This is a genomic window from Chryseotalea sp., from assembly GCF_057350905.1.
Genome location: NZ_JBMRCF010000015.1, coordinates 74,402 through 94,883 on the forward strand (window position 1 = coordinate 74,402; position 20,482 = coordinate 94,883).

The 20,482-nt window shown below is 39.7% G+C and carries 19 protein-coding genes; 9 read left to right on the top strand and 10 right to left on the bottom strand.

Annotated features, from left to right (window positions below; all coding sequences use genetic code 11):
* The first annotated feature begins 260 nt into the window (after positions 1–260).
* The 5 genes from ACO1XM_RS16755 to ACO1XM_RS16775 are packed head-to-tail and all read left to right on the top strand — an operon-like array spanning position 261 to position 4,641.
* Positions 261–797, top strand: coding sequence for an RNA polymerase sigma factor (locus ACO1XM_RS16755; protein ID WP_486231088.1), 537 nt, complete (start codon positions 261–263; stop codon positions 795–797).
* A gap of 38 nt (positions 798–835) precedes the next feature.
* Positions 836–1,261, top strand: a complete 426-nt coding sequence (locus ACO1XM_RS16760; protein WP_486231090.1) for a hypothetical protein — start codon at positions 836–838, stop codon at positions 1,259–1,261.
* Between the two features lies 1 nt (position 1,262).
* Complete coding sequence (locus ACO1XM_RS16765; RefSeq protein ID WP_486231092.1) at positions 1,263–1,760, top strand: hypothetical protein; 498 nt, start codon at positions 1,263–1,265, stop codon at positions 1,758–1,760.
* A gap of 18 nt (positions 1,761–1,778) precedes the next feature.
* Positions 1,779–2,735: a hypothetical protein gene (locus ACO1XM_RS16770; RefSeq protein ID WP_486231093.1), complete on the top strand. Its 957-nt coding sequence runs from the start codon at positions 1,779–1,781 to the stop codon at positions 2,733–2,735.
* A gap of 43 nt (positions 2,736–2,778) precedes the next feature.
* A complete protein-coding gene (locus ACO1XM_RS16775; protein WP_486231094.1) occupies positions 2,779–4,641 on the top strand; it encodes a M1 family metallopeptidase in 1,863 nt (620 codons plus the stop codon).
* Between the two features lie 132 nt (positions 4,642–4,773).
* On the opposite strand, the gene ACO1XM_RS16780 is transcribed toward ACO1XM_RS16775, so the two are convergent.
* The 6 genes from ACO1XM_RS16780 to ACO1XM_RS16805 form a co-directional block, all read right to left on the bottom strand.
* Positions 4,774–5,460, bottom strand: a complete 687-nt coding sequence (locus tag ACO1XM_RS16780) for a response regulator transcription factor (protein WP_486231095.1) — start codon at positions 5,458–5,460, stop codon at positions 4,774–4,776.
* A gap of 107 nt (positions 5,461–5,567) precedes the next feature.
* Positions 5,568–6,560 carry a glycosyltransferase family protein gene (locus ACO1XM_RS16785; RefSeq protein ID WP_486231096.1) on the bottom strand — a complete coding sequence of 331 codons (993 nt, stop codon included), beginning with the start codon at positions 6,558–6,560 and terminating at the stop codon, positions 5,568–5,570.
* Positions 6,557–7,414 carry a UDP-2,3-diacylglucosamine diphosphatase gene (locus ACO1XM_RS16790; RefSeq protein ID WP_486231097.1) on the bottom strand — a complete coding sequence of 286 codons (858 nt, stop codon included), beginning with the start codon at positions 7,412–7,414 and terminating at the stop codon, positions 6,557–6,559. Before ACO1XM_RS16790 ends, ACO1XM_RS16785 begins: the two co-directional genes overlap by 4 nt.
* A gap of 293 nt (positions 7,415–7,707) precedes the next feature.
* Positions 7,708–8,259, bottom strand: coding sequence for a TIGR00645 family protein (locus ACO1XM_RS16795; protein WP_486231099.1), 552 nt, complete (start codon positions 8,257–8,259; stop codon positions 7,708–7,710).
* A 351-nt stretch (positions 8,260–8,610) separates the two neighbouring features.
* Entirely contained in the window at positions 8,611–9,363 is a 753-nt protein-coding gene (locus ACO1XM_RS16800; RefSeq protein ID WP_486231101.1) for a hypothetical protein, read from the bottom strand.
* Positions 9,364–9,494: 131 nt separating this feature from the next.
* Positions 9,495–11,486: an alpha-ketoacid dehydrogenase subunit alpha/beta gene (locus ACO1XM_RS16805; protein ID WP_486231103.1), complete on the bottom strand. Its 1,992-nt coding sequence runs from the start codon at positions 11,484–11,486 to the stop codon at positions 9,495–9,497.
* Between the two features lie 219 nt (positions 11,487–11,705).
* Here ACO1XM_RS16805 and hemF point away from each other — a divergent pair, with 219 nt between their 5' ends.
* The 3 genes from hemF to ACO1XM_RS16820 all read left to right on the top strand — a co-directional run bounded on the left by hemF (position 11,706) and on the right by ACO1XM_RS16820 (position 14,931).
* A complete protein-coding gene (gene hemF, locus ACO1XM_RS16810; protein WP_486231105.1) occupies positions 11,706–12,626 on the top strand; it encodes an oxygen-dependent coproporphyrinogen oxidase in 921 nt (306 codons plus the stop codon).
* A 33-nt stretch (positions 12,627–12,659) separates the two neighbouring features.
* Positions 12,660–14,108 (top strand): sensor histidine kinase, encoded by a 1,449-nt coding sequence (locus ACO1XM_RS16815; protein ID WP_486231107.1) that lies wholly within the window; start codon positions 12,660–12,662, stop codon positions 14,106–14,108.
* 70 nt (positions 14,109–14,178) lie between these two features.
* Positions 14,179–14,931: a LamG domain-containing protein gene (locus ACO1XM_RS16820; RefSeq protein ID WP_486231109.1), complete on the top strand. Its 753-nt coding sequence runs from the start codon at positions 14,179–14,181 to the stop codon at positions 14,929–14,931.
* 46 nt (positions 14,932–14,977) lie between these two features.
* Here ACO1XM_RS16820 and ACO1XM_RS16825 read toward each other — a convergent pair whose 3' ends face one another.
* The 4 genes from ACO1XM_RS16825 to ACO1XM_RS16840 form a co-directional block, all read right to left on the bottom strand.
* Positions 14,978–16,072, bottom strand: a complete 1,095-nt coding sequence (locus tag ACO1XM_RS16825) for a glycosyltransferase WbsX family protein (protein ID WP_486231111.1) — start codon at positions 16,070–16,072, stop codon at positions 14,978–14,980.
* Between the two features lie 2 nt (positions 16,073–16,074).
* Complete coding sequence (locus ACO1XM_RS16830) at positions 16,075–16,749, bottom strand: CatB-related O-acetyltransferase (protein WP_486231113.1); 675 nt, start codon at positions 16,747–16,749, stop codon at positions 16,075–16,077.
* A 6-nt stretch (positions 16,750–16,755) separates the two neighbouring features.
* Positions 16,756–17,643 carry an FkbM family methyltransferase gene (locus ACO1XM_RS16835; protein WP_486231115.1) on the bottom strand — a complete coding sequence of 296 codons (888 nt, stop codon included), beginning with the start codon at positions 17,641–17,643 and terminating at the stop codon, positions 16,756–16,758.
* Between the two features lie 114 nt (positions 17,644–17,757).
* Positions 17,758–19,248: a lipopolysaccharide biosynthesis protein gene (locus ACO1XM_RS16840; RefSeq protein ID WP_486231117.1), complete on the bottom strand. Its 1,491-nt coding sequence runs from the start codon at positions 19,246–19,248 to the stop codon at positions 17,758–17,760.
* Positions 19,249–19,327: 79 nt separating this feature from the next.
* Here ACO1XM_RS16840 and ACO1XM_RS16845 point away from each other — a divergent pair, with 79 nt between their 5' ends.
* The gene (locus ACO1XM_RS16845; RefSeq protein ID WP_486231119.1) at positions 19,328–20,482 is read left to right on the top strand and encodes a glycosyltransferase family protein; all 1,155 of its coding nucleotides are present in this window, start codon (positions 19,328–19,330) and stop codon (positions 20,480–20,482) included.

A 20,482-nucleotide genomic window follows, 5' to 3' on the forward strand; every position in this document is an offset into this window, starting at 1 on the left:
CAGCCTCTTCTGGAAGGCAGAATAGAATGCAAAAACAAGCATTAGTCAGAAATCAGTAGAATAATTCTGATGACTCCTTCAGAATATAAAGACGTGCGACCGGGATGGAATCAGTATACTTAAGCACCGCTAATCTTCACAAAGATTGCTTTTGATTGGGGCATTCTGTTAGCACAGGCTGATCTTTAAAAACTATTTTTTAGGCTGCATTAAACCATCAAACCAAAAATCTGTCTAAATTCAAAAGAACGAAACTAGTCTTGGAAGACAGCGAACTCCTCAGTAAGATTCGACAGCCGGAAACCCGGAATTATGGCTTTAACATGCTGGTGCGAACCTACCAACAGCGGGTCTATGCGCATGTGCGTAAAATGGTAATCGATCATGACGATGCCGATGACATTACCCAGGAGACTTTCATTAAGATACACAAGCATATTGACGGCTTTCGCGAAGATGCCCAGCTTTTTACATGGATTTACAGAATCGCTACTAACGAATGCCTGACCTTTCTGCAAAAGAAAAAGAGGCGTTTCTTCCTCCCTATTGGTGATGTGGCCGGTGAACTGAGTGCCAAGCTGGATGCACATCCAGGACTTTCGGGTGACGAGATTCAGCTGAAACTTCAAAAAGCGCTCTTACAATTACCTGATAAACAACGGCTCGTTTTTAATATGAAGTATTTCGAAGACCTTACTTACGAACAAATTGCTGAAATAACACAAACAAGTGTGGGGGCCTTAAAAGCGAGTTATCACTATGCCGTAAAAAAAATTGAAGAATTAATCATTATTTAATTAAACCCTGAGCCATTAAAACCGTCAAAGACTTGAAAATGAAGAAACTGGAGGACATACCTAAAAAAGATCATTTTAGCGCGCCTGAGGGCTATTTTGAAGCACTTCCTAACAGGATTAACGCGAAGTTAGCAGAGAAGCCAAGCTTGCTTGCAAGACCTGCTTTTCGCTACTCGCTTCAATATGCTTTACCTGTGCTCATTCTTTTTGTGGTGGGGATTGTCTGGTTCTCGCAACCAACGATTGACAGTGATGCCGCTGACGACTTGCTCGCATCAATAGAAACCACTGCCCTGGTTGAGTTTCTGGCCGATGCTGAAAGCACTTCATATGAAGATTTTTTAGATGAAATGAATCCGAGCATTGCGGAAGCTGACAGCCTGGAAAATGCAGTTTACAAATTATCATTTCCTGGCGATGACATAGAAGCGCTCTTAGATGAAATAGACACAAATAATTTATAACATGAAAAAGATATTCTTCCTCAGTTTAGTCTTGTTTGCACTGGCAGGCTTTAGCAGCCTTGCACAAGATGAAGAAGCACTAGCGCCCGATCCGGCAGCAAGAGAAAAAATTAATGCAGCACGTGTTGCTTACATCACGGAAAGACTAGCCCTAACGCCAGCCGAGGCAGAGAAATTCTGGCCGCTGTACCGGGAGTTTACAGAAAAGCAACGCACGCTCAAGCATCAGTTTAACCAGGCCAGAAAAGAAGGAAAACCTGCCGAGGAACTGCTTGATCTTGAATACAAACTGAAACAGCAAAACCTTGATCTTGAAAAAGAGTATTCAGGAAAAATAAGACAAACCATATCACCGGAGAAATTGATGAACCTGCGCAGGGCGGAAGAAGATTTTCGCAAACTTGTATTACATCAGGTGCAACAGCGACAGATGCAGCATCAAAAAAGGGAGTTGCAGCGCGACCGCATGCAACAAAGGCAACAACAACGCAATAACTAAAAGCGATTTGTCAATGGCATGAAAGGCCTTCGGCTTCTATTCTTAACACTATTATTATCAACGTCTTCTGTACTTCATGCACAAGACGTTGATTCTTTATTATTTGGCGATGATCTCGACTTCCTGATCAGTGGCGATTCACTTTCTGTATTTTCGCTTATCGACAGTTTATTGAATGCTGATATCCATGCGCAGTCTCAACTCGCATTAAGGTTAGGATATAATAGTAATGTAATTGCAGCTGGCAGAACGCTGGGGGTTGAAAACTTTGGTTTAGCACCCGGCATTACGTATTATCACAAATCCGGGCTCTTCGCTGATGTGTCAGGCTTCTGGAGCAAAGACTTCTCCCCTCCCTACTATTTGACACTTGCTTCGGTAGGTTACTCCCCCATTATCTCAAAAAAATTCAGTCTCATGGCCACCTATGATCGCTACTTCTATCATACTGACACAGAAGATGTCTACATCCCCTATAAGAATACAGTCTCGCTCAATGGCAGTTTTGATTATCGATGGCTCAACACCGGCCTGACTTATTCATTTTATTTTGGCGATAAAACTGTTCAACGAATTATTCCTTCTCTGGGAGCTACTTTTGAAATCAAGAAAAAAGCATTGATTAAACGCATCGCAATTCTACCTACCTTTTATCTTCTTGTGGGCGATGAAATATTTTATAGCACTGAGGTGCTTGTTCCGCGAACAAGACTGGAAGCACTGTACAACTACAGAACTTATGGAAAGGTATTTCCAACCATCGTAACCGAAAAACGCGAGTTTGGATTGATGAATCTTTCTTTTACGCTTCCGGTGAGCATCTCCATAGGTAAAACCAATTTGCTGCTTACCTATGTCTATAGCGTTCCTAAAGCTCTACCCAGCGAAAACCTAACGTTTTCTGAGAGTAGCTTCATTACGGCCTCCTTTAGTTGGCTCCCTGCTTTTAAGTCACGTAAAAGCGCTTGGCAATAAGCCTTTCTTTCAATATACTTACAGCTGATAAACTGTTATTAGCATGTATTACAAGTCAATTATTACCTTTTGCTTATTAGGTGTGTTGTTTACCGCGCATAGCCAGGACTACCGATGGCAACAACGCGTGGAGTACAGCATGGATGTAAAACTCGATGTAGCTACGCATAAAGTGAATGGCACTCAAAAACTGGTGTATTACAATAACTCCAAAGACACCCTTACCAAAGTATATTATCACCTCTTTTTTAATGCCTTTCAACCCGGTAGCATGATGGATGTACGCTCCAGAAATATTGTGGACCCGGATGCACGTGTGGGCGACAGAATTTCAAAACTAAGCGATAGTGAGATTGGCTATCAACATATTGAAACACTTAAGCAAGATGGCAAAGATCTTACCTGGAATATTGAAGGTACCGTAATGGAAGTGGCCCTTGCTAAGCCTTTAATGCCAAATAGCAAAACAACTTTCGATATGAAATTTGAGGCACAAGTTCCGGTGCAAATAAGAAGATCAGGAAGAAATAGTAAAGAAGATATCGCTTACTCTATGACACAATGGTATCCTAAATTGGCTGAATATGATTTTAAAGGATGGCATGCTTATCAATATGTAGCCAGAGAATTTCAGGGCGTGTGGGGCGATTTTGATGTAAAAATTACCATAGATCCGAAATTTATTATTGGAGGAACAGGTGTATTACAAAATGCTGATAAAATCGGTCATGGTTATGAAAGTGCAGGCACTAAAGTGAACCGTCCCGCTGGCGATTTAACCTGGCACTTTGTTGCTAAAAATGTAATTGATTTCGCCTTTGCTGCCGACCCCGATTACGCACACGAAACTGCTCAGGTACCCAACGGACCGATGCTTCACTTCTTTTATCAGCCGGGAGAAAAAACCACCGCTAATTGGAAGGAACTTAAGAACTATGGCGTCAAGCATTTCGAATTCATGAATAAAACGTTTGGTAAATATCCGTATGAAACCTATTCCATTATTCAAGGTGGTGATGGTGGAATGGAATACCCGATGTGTACCCTCATAACCGGTGAACGAAGCATTGGCAGTCTTGTAGGTGTTATGGCACATGAAGTTTCGCATAGCTGGTATCAGGGAGTGTTAGCCTCTAATGAAGCATTATACCCCTGGATGGATGAGGGTTTCACTGATTTCTCTTCGAATGAATCAATGACTGCCATGTTTAACCAGGACCAAAGCAAAGCACATGATGGAAGTTACCGAGGATATTTTTCGTTGGTAAGCAGTGGTCTACAGGAACCCATCAGTCAACATTCAGACCACTACAATACCAACAGGGCTTATGGTACTGCTGCGTATTCTATGGGCACAGTTTTTCTACACCAATTAAAGTATGTAATGGGTGAAGAAGTATTCTATAAAGCTATGCGCAGGTATTACAACACCTGGAAGTTTAAGCACCCTGAGCCGAATGATTTTATCCGCATCATGGAAAAGACCAGTGGCTTGCAATTAAACTGGTATATGAACTACTGGGTTAATACAACTAAAAAAATTGATTATGGAATTAAGAGTGTAGTGGAGAAAGATGGTGCTACTTTAATTACGCTTGAGCGAATAGGCGATTTTCCTATGCCTGTTGATCTGCTGGTAACGTATAAGGATGGCAGCAAAGAAATGCTCTACATCCCGCTCAATGAATTATTAGGTAAGAAGATTAAGGAAAACACTACTATCAGCAGAACTGATTTAGAAGCCTGGCCATGGGTATACCCTACTTACACAGCCAAGCTTGGCAAAAAAGCAAGTGAGATAGATACTATTGAAATTGACCCTTCATTACGAATGGCAGATGTTGATAAAAAGAATAATAAAATAGAGGTGAGTAAGTTGAAGTCATTTGAAGACCCGACTAAATAGATCGAGGTCAGAGACTCGATGATCGAGTCTAGAATCTTGATAAATTTCAAACAAAAACCGTTTCGTAATTGAAGCGGTTTTTTTGTTTTTACGTACTTATGGTTTCCTGGAATAATGTTCTCTATCACTTTGTTAGGTAAGTGAAAGGTAAAAATGCCTGTCAATGGTTTGCTCGAGAATATGATGACCAATTTTTTTTCTCAGGTTTTTAATATAGGCTTCAATAGACGATTCCACCAGATAAATTTCCGAACCCCAGATTGTTTGCAAAAGGCTGTCAATGCTAATTTGTTTACCCGGATTCTGCGCAAAAAAGAAAAGTAATTCAAATTCCGGTTTACTCAACATCATTTCGCGTTTGCCAATTTTAACCGACAACTTCTTTCGATTTAAGGTAAGTGAACCGATAGTAAGTTTTGCAATGCTTTTGCGAATCACGAAATGCTGCTTCAATACAGTACTTACTTTATAAGTTAATGCCCTGAGTCCAACAATTTTTTCGATAAAATCATCGCCACCCGTATCCAAAGCTGCCTGTACAAAATAACTTTCAGATCGGGCTGTAAGAAAGAAGATATAAGTGTTTTCAAAAGCACTACTGCTGCGAAGGTAGCGACAGATTTCAATGCCATTGGGGTGGGGCATCATAATGTCGAGAATGATCAAATCCGGATGAAAGGACTTAGCCTGGCGAATGGCTTTAGCACTATCCGATACAGTCTTTACTTTGAATCCCTCTTTTTCCAGATTATATGAAAGTAAGTCAAGTATATCCTGATCATCATCCACAACCAATATCCTATGCGCTTTATCACTCATCAGAAAGTGTTTTAAGAAAGATAGTATAGCGCCTTTACCTGTTGATTAAGTCAGGTTTATAGAAGGATTAAGATATAAAGAAATTGATAAAACTAAGGTAACACCCACTACAAAGACCTACCCATGGCAACAGCATCATTTACGGCCTGCTCTGTTATGTTTGGATATTCAATATTGATTACGGTATCGGATTCTACCCATTCAGCAATGGTCTCCAGTCTTTTTTTCTTGATGTTCTTTAAAACCGGAACTTTCAATTCTTTTAAGGCTATGGCATTATAGTATTGCTCATATTGATTCTTCATTGGCACCACCATCAGTTTTTTATGCAGGTATAAGGTTTCTGCTGGTGTTTCAAAGCCAGCGCCACACAACACACCTTTGGCAGAGGTCATGCTTGCTTCAAATTCTTCTTTATTAACCGGGTACACTGATAGCTTGCCAATGTGGTAAGCTTTTTTTGTATGCTTGGAAAAAATATGCCACCGTACATGAGGTAGTTTTGCTAATAATGGCACCAATTTACGATCATCATATGCAGGCAGATACACAGTATAATGGTCGCGCATGGTGTTGCTCGCCTTTCGAATTCCTGCACGGATCACAGGTGTGTAGATGTTTTTGTCGAATGCCGCGAAGTGAAAACCAACATGAGCTTGCGATGGCGCATAGTTTTTTAGTATCCAATCCCCCACGGGATCATAATGCTTGGGTGAAGGTACTTTGGGCGATAGTAAGGCCGATTGATGACTTAATGCCACACAAGGAATATTTTTTCGCCTGCAGGCCCAGGCCGAGATGGGCTCGAAATCATTAATTACTAAATCATACTTCTCCACAGGAAATTCCTTGATTTCTCTATAGACATCTTTGGTACTATTTTTTCGAAAAGTTTTTAGCAAATCAACACCCCCACCCTTACCGAAATAAAAACTCAACCCTTTTGATTTATATTTAACGGGATACGATAATTTAATATCTGCCTGAGCACCACTAACAAATAAATCAAGTTTACCATGTTTTTGAAGTTCAGGAATAATGTCTTCGGCTCTGGCCAGGTGGCCATTGCCTGTGCCCTGAATTGCGTAGAGTATTTTCACTTGCGAACTGTTAAAAATTCATTAACAAGATCGCGGAATATCTCATCATTATCCAACTTGTCGCGAAGTCTTTTTGGTAACTTAACTGTCTTGGCACGTTCATCTTCAAAGTATCTGTAAATTCTCCACTCTACACCATCATATTCCAGGGCAGTCAGATTTTCCACCCAGTCACCTGAATTTAAGTACAATACCTCTCCTTTTTCAGTTTGAATATGCTTTATCTCAGGTTGATGGATGTGCCCACAGATTACATAATCGTAACCGTTTTCAATAGCTATATCTGCGGCTGTAGTTTCAAAATTGTTGATAAATTTTACTGCACTTTTTACACTGTCTTTCACTTTTTTGGAAAGTGAAATCTTTTGACGACCCACTTTAGTCAGTATCCAATTTACAAAAGTGTTCAGGACAATGAGTGTATCGTAGCCAATGGCACCGAGTTTGGCAAGCCACTTAGAGTATTGCATAGTAATGTCAAATACATCACCATGAAAAACCCAGGCGCGTTTTTGGTTCAGTTTTAAAACGACTTTATTATCAATGGTAAAAGAGCCTAGTTTAAACCCTGCAAATTTCCGCAACATTTCATCGTGGTTACCTGTCAGGTAAGTGATTTTGGTATTTTTTGCCAGCAAACCTGTAATGTGCTTCACCACCTGCATATGCGACTTAGGCCAGTAGCGCTTACTAAACTGCCACATGTCTATAATGTCGCCATTCAGAATCAGTCTTTTAGGTTTGATGGTTTTGAGGTACTTGAGAAGCTCTTCTGCATGGCAGCCATAGGTACCAAGGTGTATATCGGATAACACCACAATTTCTACTTCGCGCTTTTTTGTACGTTTGGCCATGCCTGTATAAAAGGATTCCCCGAGGTCTCTCAACCTAAGGGAACCTAAACCTATGAAGAAGTAATGTACAAAAATACAATGGGTGTATTACCTACCGATAGCCTGCCTGTTACTAAATTGTTATGCCTTATTAATCGCTCGTTCTCCTACACCTTCTTGATCCATCAACGACCTACCAGCCTGCGTTACAATTATTGTTACAACATAATCACACAAATCAAATTGGTCTATCGCAATCTCGGGTAAAAAGTCAGTTTTGTCATTGCATACAAACCTCGCTGGTTGTGAATAGATTATGCTGCCTTCTGCGTTTTCTTCTCTAGTATTTTAGCAATCCAGGCAAGAATCAGTGCAGAAATAATGAACACAAGGTGAATCGCTATTTCATAGTTCAAATCTTCAAAACCTTTACCCCTCTCAGATTCAGAATGTATATCAATAAATGTTTTTAATAGGTGAACACCAGAGATAGAAGCTAATGAGGTTGCCAATTTAACCTTCAGTCTATCTGCATCCAGATGGTCAATCCAATGGGGCCTGTCTTCCTGTTCATCAAAATCTATTTTACTGGTAAAAATGGAATAACCACCAATGATTACAATCACCAGCAGGTTCATAACCATAGAGATATCGATGAGACCCAATATAGCCAACATGGCTTGCACTTCCGTTATCTCATTAATGGTTAAAGCCAATCTGGATAACTCCTCAAGAAATTTATAAACGTATAACAGGGAGCCTATAATCAGACCAAGGTATATAGGGGCCTGGAGCCACCGGGAAAAGAAAATGAAAAACTCTATTGTACTTTCTACTGCTTTGTTAAAAGTTCTAAATGCACTCATAAAAAGGGTTGGTTGGGTTTTAAGGTGTAAAAATAGAGGATTTTATAATATTATTCAGCTGCTAAAAATCACTCAATTTATAGGTAAGCTACCCTATAAAGCTTCTTATGAAAAGCCTCTGCCTGCTTTAAACTTATCTAAAAAATATGTGGAATGGACTTTTCTGAACAACAATTGAGTAAGCAGTGCAGTATGGCTTTTGGTTTTTAGTAGGATTGAAGAAAATAATTCTTTAAAGTTATCATCGATAACCATGAGAATAAAGAAAAAAATAGTCTGGTTGGCTGAAAAAAAAAACAGCAGTCTTACTTGAAAGACTGCTGCTCTAATTTGATTGATAAATCAAATCAATTACTTACAGATAACATTGTATTCAAAAATCGCAGCAAGGCGAATAACATCTCTGTTAAGGGTTTGATCAGCAAATTTAGCTAAACCAGTTGCTTCCTCCTTATCGGCTTGCATTCCATAACCACCTTTTTCGAATTTCTCAACTACGACTGGACAATCCGCGAGCTCTTTCTTTACGTTAAGGTTATTAATAAGCTTTAGTTTACCGTCTTTACCAACTTTATAAACTAAGCTACCCACTGCGCCATCGCGCATGCTTTGTTCCATGGCAGAAACTTCACCCATTGATAATGGTGGTGAATAGTGCATGTATAAGCTTATTTTACCTTCTGAGTATTTTTGCATAAACATTTTTTTTGCAATCATGCCAGTACCCACAGCAGACATATCTGCATACTTAACACTCTCAAAAGTCATCAATGAGTCGCCTTGATATTTATATCCATCGATTTCATCCGCACCATATTTATCAAAATCTTTCAGCTTAACTTTTGCAAGGGCATCAAAAGCACTTTTTTCGATAAAGCGAATATCCTTTTGAAATTCCCATGGGGCAGGAACTGTTTCTGTACTTGACATGAGTGTTTCAGTTCCAGTTTTCATGATATACCCTTCTATTTCTTTTCCTTCTTTGATGATGGATCCTTTCACGACATACTCTTTCTCCATTTTTTCTTCTAGGGTCTGGGCTTGTACTGCAAAATGCCCACCTAACAATGCTGTAAACATTGTACAAAAAATAATTCTTTTCATAAACGAGTTTAGGTTAGTAAGGCACAAAAGTAAGCATTGATTCAGATTCAAAAAATGTTTTTAGGAGCCAACTAAAAATATCAATGCATCGATTTTTTTACCTAGGTACAGTATAAGTAATCTACTAACTGTTAATAGTTTAACAAGTTACGCAACTCCTCCTTTACTTTATCGGCATTGGGTAACATCATTTTCTCTAACTCGACATTGAGTGGAATGGCCGGCAAGTTTACTGCACCCAAGGTCCATACAGGTGCATCTAAATATTGGAAGCATTCTTTCGATATTCTACCTGCGAGCGATTCTGCAAATGAATTCAATAACGGTTCCTCTGTAAGTATAAATGCGCGACTATGGCTTTTCACCGATGTTGTAATGCTTTCCCAATCAATCGGGTTTAATGTTCTCAGATCAATAATTTCAACCTGACCACTGAAGGATTTTGCAGCCTCTTTAGCCCAATACACCCCCATGCCGTAGGTAATTACAACGCATGATTCACCAGACGCTATTTTATCCGCATCAGCTTGTTGCACTATGCTGGCTTTGCCTAAGGGTATAATATAATCTGCATCAGGTTCTATTGTTTTTGCTTCCAGTGTACCAGGTACTTTGGACCAATACAAGCCCTTGTGCTCTAACATAACCACAGGGTTAGGATCATAGAAAGAAGCTTTCATCAAACCCTTCATGTCAGCGGCATTGGAAGGATACACTACTTTAATTCCCCTAATGGTTAGTAAAGTGCTCTCAACGCTACCACTATGGTAAGGACCACCGCCCCCATATGCGCCAATAGGAACACGTATAACTGACTGGATAGGGAATTTTCCTTTAGATAGATAACAGCTCTTTGATAGTTCTTCAACCAACTGATTTATACCTGGCCATATGTAATCTGCAAATTGTATTTCTACAATTGGCTTGGCACCAACGGCAGACATGCCTGCTGTTGAGCCAACAATGTAGGCCTCTTGTATGGGTGTGTTAAAAACACGATCGTCTCCATACTTTTGTGCCAAGGTTGCGGCTTCTCTGAACACACCGCCTAATCTTCGCCCAACATCCTGTCCATAAAATAAAGCTTCCGGGTGTTTCTTTAGAATTTCATCTACAGCGTGCAGTGCCGCATCTACCATGACTACCTTCTCACCTCCCTGTGGGCTACGTTTACCGATTTCTTCAGTTACCGGACTAGGAGCAAACTCATGAGAATCAAAATCATGCACATCCGGATCAACAGCTGCTACTGCTTTTAAATAATCACTCGCCACTTTATCAGCGGCAATTTGCTTTATCTGATCAAGTTGCTCTTCTGTTTCCCCCTTCTCTATCAGGTATGCATGAAGCTTTTCAAGAGGGTCAAATTTTTGATGTTGCTCCAGGTCTTCACGATACCATTCTTTTCTTACCCCCGATGTATGATGCCCCAACAATGGACATTTTGCATGCACCAGAATTGGTGCCCGCTTTTTACGCACATAGTCGATTGCTTTTTTTATACCCAGGTATGAATCTTCAAAATCAGAGCCATCAACAGCCATTCTTTCGAGGCCTTTAAATCCTTCGGCATATTCATAAGCATCCATGGCACGCATCTCTTTGCCGGTGGCTGAAATCCCCCAATCATTATCTTGAATCAGATAAATAATCGGTAGCTTCTTTAACACTGCCATTTGAAAGGCTTCGGCCACCTCACCTTCTGTAACCGATCCATCACCTAATGAACAAAGGGTAACAGGAGGCTCTTCCGCCTTCAGCAAATTTTGTGATTCCAGGTAGGCAACACCATGCGCCATGCCGGTAGCCGGAATAGCTTGCATACCCGTGGCCGAACTTTGATGCGGAATCAGAGGAAAGCCTTCGCGTTTGAGTGAGGGGTGCCCATAATAAGTTCTACCCCCCGAGAAAGGGTCATCGCGCTTAGCCATGAGTTGTAACATCAATTCAAAAGGCTGTAATCCCATTGCCAACAGCATGGATTCGTCTCTGTAGTAAAGGGAGGCATAATCATAGGCCTTAAGTTGCAGACCTGCAGCCAATTGTATAGCCTCATGTCCGCGAGAGGTGCTGTGCACATATTTACTGCAAACCTCACGGTTTTCATCGTAGGTCTCTGCCATGCGTTTGGCTGCATGCATTAATTCATAAGCTTTGAGCAAAATTGGACGCTCAATTGGCGATTTAAGGACTCTGCTTTTTGCTTTTGACTGGGATATTTCCATCTCGCTTTCCTAACTTTTCTTAACCGCTTAAAGATAAGTAAAACAACAAATACCCCTGTAATTTTAAACAAATAGGTTGCAGAACTTGTGCTAATTTGCAGCCTTTATATGCAGCATATGCCAACTAAAGAAGATATCCACGACTGGTTTATTTCATTGCAACAATCCATTTGTGACCAGTTGGAGATTGGCGATGGCCAAGGTAAATTCCTAAGCGATAAATGGGAAAGACCTGGAGGAGGAGGAGGTCATTCACGTATCTTAACTAATGGCCGGGTAATAGAGAAAGGTGGTGTTAATTTTTCGGCTGTATGGGGCAAAGCACCTGAGCATACATTAAAAATGCTTAAACTGGATGAGACATCAGCGGACTTTTTTGCCACGGGAGTCTCCATTGTACTTCATCCCCACAGTCCGATGGTGCCGATCATTCACATGAATGTGCGTTATTTTGAAATCCTACCTGCTGGCAAGCAGGGAGCTACAAGTCAATATTGGTTCGGTGGTGGTATTGACTTAACACCCCACTATGTTGTAGAAGAAGATGCCCGCTATTTTCACACGCAATTAAAAAAAGTCTGTGACCTGCACCACCCTTCTTACTACACAGACTTTAAAAAATGGGCAGATGATTATTTCTACATTAAACACAGGCAAGAGACCCGGGGTATTGGCGGTATCTTTTTTGATTACCTGAAAGCAGATGAGCAATTCACAAAGCAAGATCGTTTTGACTTTGTGAAAGCTGTGGGTACAAGCTTTGCCCCCATATACACACACTTTATGCAAAAGAATAAGAGCCTGCCTTATAGCGAGACCGAAAAACAGTGGCAATACTTAAGAAGAGGTCGCTATGTTGAATTTAACTTAGTGTGGGACAGAGGGACTAAATTTGGTTTGGAGACCGATGGCCGTACAGAATCTATACTGATGAGCCTGCCGCCCCAAGCAAATTGGGCATATAGCCACCAGCCAGCGCATAACTCTGAGGAAGCCAAAACATTAAGTCTTCTGAAAAAGGGAATTAATTGGATTTAACTTAACAAGCCGTTAACTTCCCTCATTGTTTGTATGGTAAGTCTATGGCAAACCCTTAGTTACTGGGGTATTGAATCACATTATTCTTCAAAGGAAAAAAGAACAATCCTGCTTAGCAACCGCGTTTGCCTGCTCATTGCCATTTTTACTGGTTTCCTGACTACGGTTTCTTTTAGCTTTTTTGGCTTGATAAATTCAACTACGATTGGGTTTATCTTTACCCTATTATTTCTGACTCCCCTACTGCTAAATAGATTAGGGCACACAGATGCCAGCAGAATTTTACTGGCTATCTTTCTCAGCATCGGTTCCTTGATTATATCTGTTTTTGATAAATTCAATTATCGCGTACTGGAAGAAATGCAATACTTTGAGTTCAGGCTTACTTTACTCACGGCTACCATTATACCTTTCATTTTATTTGACCTTAATGAACGCAGGCTTTGGATAAGTGCACTCGTCATTAATCTGCTTTGCATCTTGCTTTATGATCCTATTCACGAATACTTTGATGTAGGCTATTACCAACTTGGCTTTACTGGACCTAACTATTACTTTGTCAATTTTATAGTTTCTGCCACCTACCTGATCATTGCTGCGAGCACCTACTTTTTAAAATACAGTTTTGAAAAATCTGAAAAAGAAAATGTAGACCTCATTAACCAGCTTTCAGCAAAACAAGAGGAGCTTTTGCTCGCAACAGGGCTTGTTGAAAAGCATCGCGCGCAACTGGAAAAAGAGAATAAGCAATTAAACAGCAGTTTAATTCAGTCCAACGCCACACTCACTGAAATGAATCATGAGTTGATCAGTCACAATAATAATTTACAGCAATTTTCATATACGATCAGTCACAACCTGAGGGGCCCCGTTGCCAGTCTGCAGGGTTTATTCAGTTTATTGAATCAAAAAGAACTTGGTGACAGTAACAGAGAATTATTCATTCACTTCAACAATTCAATAAAGGCATTGGATGGAACAATTAAAGATTTAAGCCACATTATAGAGTTAAAGAACGATGTCTCCAGTGTGCGGGATAAGGTTTCTTTACAGGCGGAACTAAATCAGATTAAAACATTGTTGCAACGCGAGATCATTGAACAGGAAGTTACCATTACACATGAATTTGGTGTTAGTGAATTTGAGAGTGTGAAACCCATGGTACACAGTATCCTTTACAATTTGATCAGTAACGCCATAAAATACAGGTCCTATGAACGCCCCCTCGTTATCACACTCAGATCGCAACGGGTGGGCAAACAAATACAAATAGAGGTTCAGGATAATGGCCTTGGCATTGATCTCGTTCAGTTTAAGGATAAACTGTTTGGTTTATACAAAAGATTTCATACCCACACTGAAGGTAAAGGACTTGGTCTGTTTCTGGTAAAATTACAGGCAGAGAGTTTAGGGGGTGGTGTGCATATTCAAAGCAAACCTGGAATTGGCACCACTTTTACAGTGTTAATAAGTGCTTCCTAAGTTTTTTCCTGCCTTTTGGTTTCACTGCATAATCCTGTACTTTTGCCACCTAAATTAACTCGGTAGCAATATGAAATTTATCAGTACAAGGGCTTTCTTATTTTATTTCATTCTGTTAGTAAGTGCCTCATGCTCAGAAGAAAATCCAGAGGACACTAACCTTGAAAATGGTTTAGTAGCGCATTATTCATTTTCAGGAGGGCTTGCTGAAGATTTAACCGGGAACGGTAATAATGGAAATATTTCTGGGTCAATAGCTTTTGACGATCAACTTGGAAGATCAAATCAATCCATGAAGTTCAACTCTTCTGACGATAATATAAAAGTTAATGCACCAACTTTTTTATCTAACAATCAAGGCACCTTCGCTGCATGGGTTAAATTTGACAATTTAGGGCATACACAGTATGTTGGTAGTGTTGGTGATGAACAATCTACTGAAAATTACTTAAGCTTTTTAAGAATTGATGGCACCGACAAAACTGTTGGAATTTACCAAAGAGAGGCAGGTTCTGCCAATTGGTTACAAGGAACCACTGTTCTTCAGACAAACACCTACTATCATCTTGTATTACTTTCAACAGGCACTGAATGGAAAATATTTATCAATGGGCAACCCGAGGTGTTAAGTATTGAAGCTGGTGTTAATAATGGTAAATGGATTAGTGATCTTGTGGGAATTGATAACTTTGTGATTGGTAATTTAATAATACAAGCCCCGTACACACTACCCTATTTCTCAGGCACTATCGATGAAGTTCGATTGTATGACAGAACTTTAAGTCAAACTGAAATCACTGCTTTATTCGAAACAACAAACTAGAAGCATCTCTTATAATAAAAAAACCTGCCTTTGGGCAGGTTTTTTTTTATTTTCTAATTTCTTCTACAGCAGACTTCAGGGCCTCTACGTATCCCCTACCAAATTTCAAATCAGGCTCCATATAATTTCCCTCAGCCCACTCATTCCATGATTTAAGGAAAATGATACGATGATCTGGCTCTTTATGCTTTACCGTGTCCAAGACTTGCTTAACATGCTTTTTAAAAACAGTTGGATTGGAGTTAATGAAAATATTACCACGCCTGCCTGACCTTGGCGAGTGATCCCAGTTAGGAATTATTGTGGGATACCAATTGTCTTGTTTATCTTTTTCATCTGAAAAATATTTAAACAATTTCTCATAATCAAAAATACCACCGTGTTTAAACCAGAGTCTTTTCATTTTCATAAAAGCTCTTTCCGGTAGTGTGTATTTATGCTTATAAAAATGATAGAGCCGAACAATATTTATTGCATCAAAACCTTTTGCAAGGATGGCTTCAATGTCCTCCTCTATCAATGTATGCCCAACGAAGTGTATTCCATCCAAACCATTTTTCTTAGCTTCTCGCTGCCAGCAAGCGATGAACTTATCAATGTCAGGAAACTGCAGCGGTTGATATATCTGGAATAAAGGTTTATTATCCACACGTATGTAGCGCTTATCTTGAAAGGCAGGCAGTAGCGCATAAAAATGTTCAAGGTAATCAGGCTCTCCGCCATACTTTTGTTCAAGTAGCATACGATTTGTACCCTCTTTACTGAATTGTTTGTCTTGCCAACTATGGTTGGCCCAACTTAAACAAAAGGGAAAATCCGGTTTACCAGATGTAAGCACTTCATTGAAAGGACGTTCAAGTAATCGCTTTCCATTTCCAAACCAGTAGTGCCAATAACAAAAGCCTTCAATACCGCACGCTCTGGCCATGTCAGCTTGTTGTTGACGCACTTCTGGAAGTCTTAAATCGTAGTAGCCTAGATCAGCTGGAACCCTGGGTTGATAGTGCCCACGAAACAGAGGCTTTGCCTTACCCACATTCGTCCACTCTGTAAAACCCTTACCCCACCATTCATCATTTTCTGGTACAGGGTGAAACTGTGGCAAGTAGGTTGCTAATATTCTAACTGATGTATTGCTCATGATTATTGTTCCTGATAAGCATCTGCCATTGCTTTAAAACGCAGGGCATCATCCTTACTTTCAATTTTTTTATAAATGATATCTATATTTTTACGTATCCAATCATCAGAAAAATTCACAAAATAAATTGGCAACAGGATCTTAATAATATCCTCTTCAAATCTATAACGAATAAGTTTTGCCGGATTTCCACCCACGATAGCATAGGGCGCAACATCTTTAGTAACCACAGCACCAGCTGCGATAACAGCTCCCTTCCCTATCGTTACACCCGAGAAAATCATAACTCCCGTACCAATCCATACTTCATCTTCAACCACTACCGCTCCCTTACTAAGCGCATCAATCGCTGAGCGTTTTATAAGCTTGGAGTGAAAAGGAAAAGTTGTAACTGTATCCAACTGATGATTCACACCAAGGAAAAAAGTAACATCTGGAGCGATTGATACGTAATTTCCGATGATTAGTTTTTCCTGAGACGTAACATATAGGCTTTGTATATTGAGCGTTCCATAACTCCCCTTACCAACCTCAACAACCTCCATGGGAAAAAAGCGCTTACCAGCTTTTGTTTCGTTATGCGCATTTCGTTTTCGCCATTCCTTTTCAAAGTCACGCTTGCGTATTCTTCTTACTAGTTCTCGAAACACCGGCATGTTGTTAAAAAAGCTGCTCATAGATAATCATTTCTTACAACGGATCACACCCTTACTTAATCGTTTATTCCAGTACATCAGCCCTTCAGAAAATTCGGTTGAAAAATTAAATTCTTTAAAGAATTTATCCATGAACTCTGGATCACCTACCTTGTGGTACGTACAAATGGCCGCCTTTATATTCTTTCCGTTAGATAACGTTTCCTCTGCGCCTGCCAATGCCATTCGTTCTGCACCTTCAATATCCATTTTGATGAATAAATTATCAGGACTTTCATTTGCCAGATAATCGTCAATCCTTATAAAGTTTCCTTCCGTTTTATCTCCAACAAACTTAGGCACTATTGTAACTTTCTCCTGCCAAGGAGAAAATGTTGCCCTAAGCGGTTTTTGCCAGCTCTCCATGTATTCAAATAGTATTACCCGATCAACTACGTCAATTGTATCTAAAGAAAAAATACCCTCCGCAGAACCTATGTCTAACAACGTCATACCTTTCAAATCATGATAGGAAGGAACATATCTATGAGCTGCGCGTGAGTCCTGCTCAATAAGCAAAGCGAGGTAATCCTTTTTCACCTTCTCCACAGAATAAGAGTGCGGGAAATAAAGTTTTTTCCCTTGATGATTTACGTAAGGCAAATCCAATGCAAGATCACGTTCAACCCGGATATCCTTACTCTTATACTCCAACATATAATTGGCCGGATAAGATGTTATGCCATATTTCCCAATAAAGGCAAATGCTTTATTTTCTTCATTCATTGGCAGCAAAAACCCAAACAGATAAGTAAACTTGGCTCTGATAATGACCTTAAAATTCCGAATGAAAAACAAGATTCTTCCAAGAAAAAAATCGTAGATGGCTTGCCGAAATGAGAAAGGCACTAAATTTCTGTAGAGGGTCGAAAGCATTTAGGATTTTTAGGTTAATTTTTAATGATCATGTTCTAAGTCAGGTCCAAAACATCATTTAAGTTCTTGCAAAAATAGAAACATTTTATGAATTGGATTCAGACATAATTATACTCAGGGTTTATCTGAATCTGGTATCTGACGCCAGTTAATCAGATTAAATATATTAATGACTTTCAGATCAGCATAGTATGTAAACCATAAAATTAAAACACACAGTATACAATAAACAGAATGACGCAAAAAATCATTTAAACCATCCAGTAATAATTCACCACTTATTATAATTGTAAACAAGATCAGCGGAGCAATGAGTATCTTATAAATATTAAAATTAAAAGAGAATCGATTTTTCGAGAAAATATAAATCAGAATCAAATCAGTAAAAAGGCTTAATGCACTGGCCAACACAACTCCTCTTACACCAAGGCTAGCAGCAAACAAAACAACACTTCCAATTTTGACAAATGCTACTACCAAATAAATAATTGGTAACGGCTTCGTATATTTTAAAATAGTATAAGGTAAACCAAAGTACAGTCTGATGGAGCGAAGCAGAAAGAGAACACTGATATATGGAATTAGGCTTACAGAAAGTTTATACTCTGGTTTGTTAAGATAATCGCTTAACCATGTTATACCAAGGGGCACGACCAGTATAGCAGCACACACCACCAACATCATAACCGCAATAAACCCATGGTAGTAACGGTTTGTTTCCGGAACCGCTTCCTTCAATTTTTGGCCAACGAGCACCTTCATTACTTTTGGAACAAAAGAGCTGTGTAAGCCATTCATAAAAAGCTCTATTCCTATTAGGCATTTAATTGCAAAATCATATACGCCCACGGTTGATAAGGGAACGTAAGCAAGCATAAGGAGTCTATCAAAATAGTTAATGAACCACTGCTGCAATTGATAAATAAAGGTGTAGAGATTGAACTGAAATGATTCCCCAAGAATATTTAAATTCAAATGAACTCCGAATTCTCTGACTATGCGATAAATAATCCAAAGCGTAATAAAAGAGAGGGCAAGGGCACGGCCGCCCAATGGTCCAATTAGTGTTGACGGAAATAAGTAAAGCCCCCCTAGAGTAAAGGCAACGATACCTACGAACAAGAAAAGATTTGACCAAAAGAAAGTCTCTTGCTTTTCACGTGTCTGAAGCAAACTGCTATGAACTTTCACAATTGCCTGAAATATACCCGATCCAATCGCTAACCAACCATTCGGAAAAAAGTCAATGTGTTTATCCTTAAACTGCCAATCAATAATAAGATTACCTGTTACCGCCAAAAGCAGGAATACAATGGTTCCGATAATAAACATCAGCGAAAAGGCAGAGCCTATAAAAGAGGCTAGCTTCTTCGTGTCTTCCTTAAACTCATGGTAATGAACATACAAAGAGGTGTCGTAGCTGTATGTAACCAGTAACTGTACCAGAATAGAAAGTGTCAGGTAAATTGACAGCGCCCCAAAGTTATCAGTTGTGAGCTGATCCATGTAAAATGGAAGCAACAAGATGGCGCTGGCCATCGGCAAAGCGCCTACCAGTGTGTAAATGAGTGACCCTTTGATGAAAGACCTGCTGATTCGTACCATGGAGGAGGCAAAAATAGTGTTTTAACCGGATAGGAAAGCATGTTAAAAGGCTACTGAAACTTAATTATCTTCGCGTCCGATGAGAAAACAAGTTCTGGTACTGGTCTTTAGTAACCTTAAACACGATGCAAGGGTAATGCGTCAGGTTCAGTTTTTAGCGAAACACTTTGAAGTATCGTTGGTAGCCTTTGATGCAGATCCCTTGGATCATGTTACACTTTTCAAGATTAATCAGACAAAACTCACCATTACTCGTAAAGGCTTACTTAGCCTGGCTTTATTGTTCCGGCTCTATAAAATAGCCTACCGGCTTTTTCATAATTATGAAAAGCAACTCCATACTATTCTGAGTCATAAAAAATTTGACCTGATTATAGCCAACGATGTAGATACCCTACCCCTCGCCTTCAGTCTAAAAGGAAAAGGGAAAGTAATTTTTGATGCACACGAATATGCGCCCCGTCACTTTGAAGATAAGCTGGTTTGGCGACTTTTCTTCCAGCCATTTAACCTGCATTTATGCAAAACCTACATTCCTCAGGTAGGTGCCATGCTTACCGTAGGCCGTGGGTTGGCGAATGAATATGAAAAGCACTTTAAGGTAAAACCAACCATTATTACCAATGCAGCACGCTATCATGAAATAACGCCAAGCACTGTGTTACCTGACAAAATAAGGTTAATCCATCATGGCATTGCCAATGCCTCTCGCAGGCTGGATCTCATGATTGATATGATGAAGTTACTGGATGATCGTTTTACCTTAGATCTCATGCTAATGACTTCCAACTATGCCTCAGGGCAAACCAAGGCATATATTGATGACTTAAAAGCCACTGCCGCGCAGGACAATCGTATTAAGATATTACCCTCTGTAGCCAGCAAAGATGTAGTGAATACCATCAACCAATATGATATGGGGATATTTTTATTACCTCCCATTAATTTCAATTACGCCAATACATTACCCAATAAGTTATTTGATTTTATTCAGGCGCGTTTAGCCATTGCCGTTGGGCCAACGCCTGAAATGGCTGATATTGTTCGTGAACATAAGTTGGGTGTGGTATCAAAAGCATTTACGGCAGAAAGTTTAGCCGAGGAGTTACGAAATTTAACAACAGCGCAAATTCAGTTTTTTAAGAAAAATGCTGAAGCGGCTTCCAAAATATTAAACGCTGAAGAGAACGAAAGAAAATTCAAGTCGGTGATCGATCAATTGATCGATACCTGA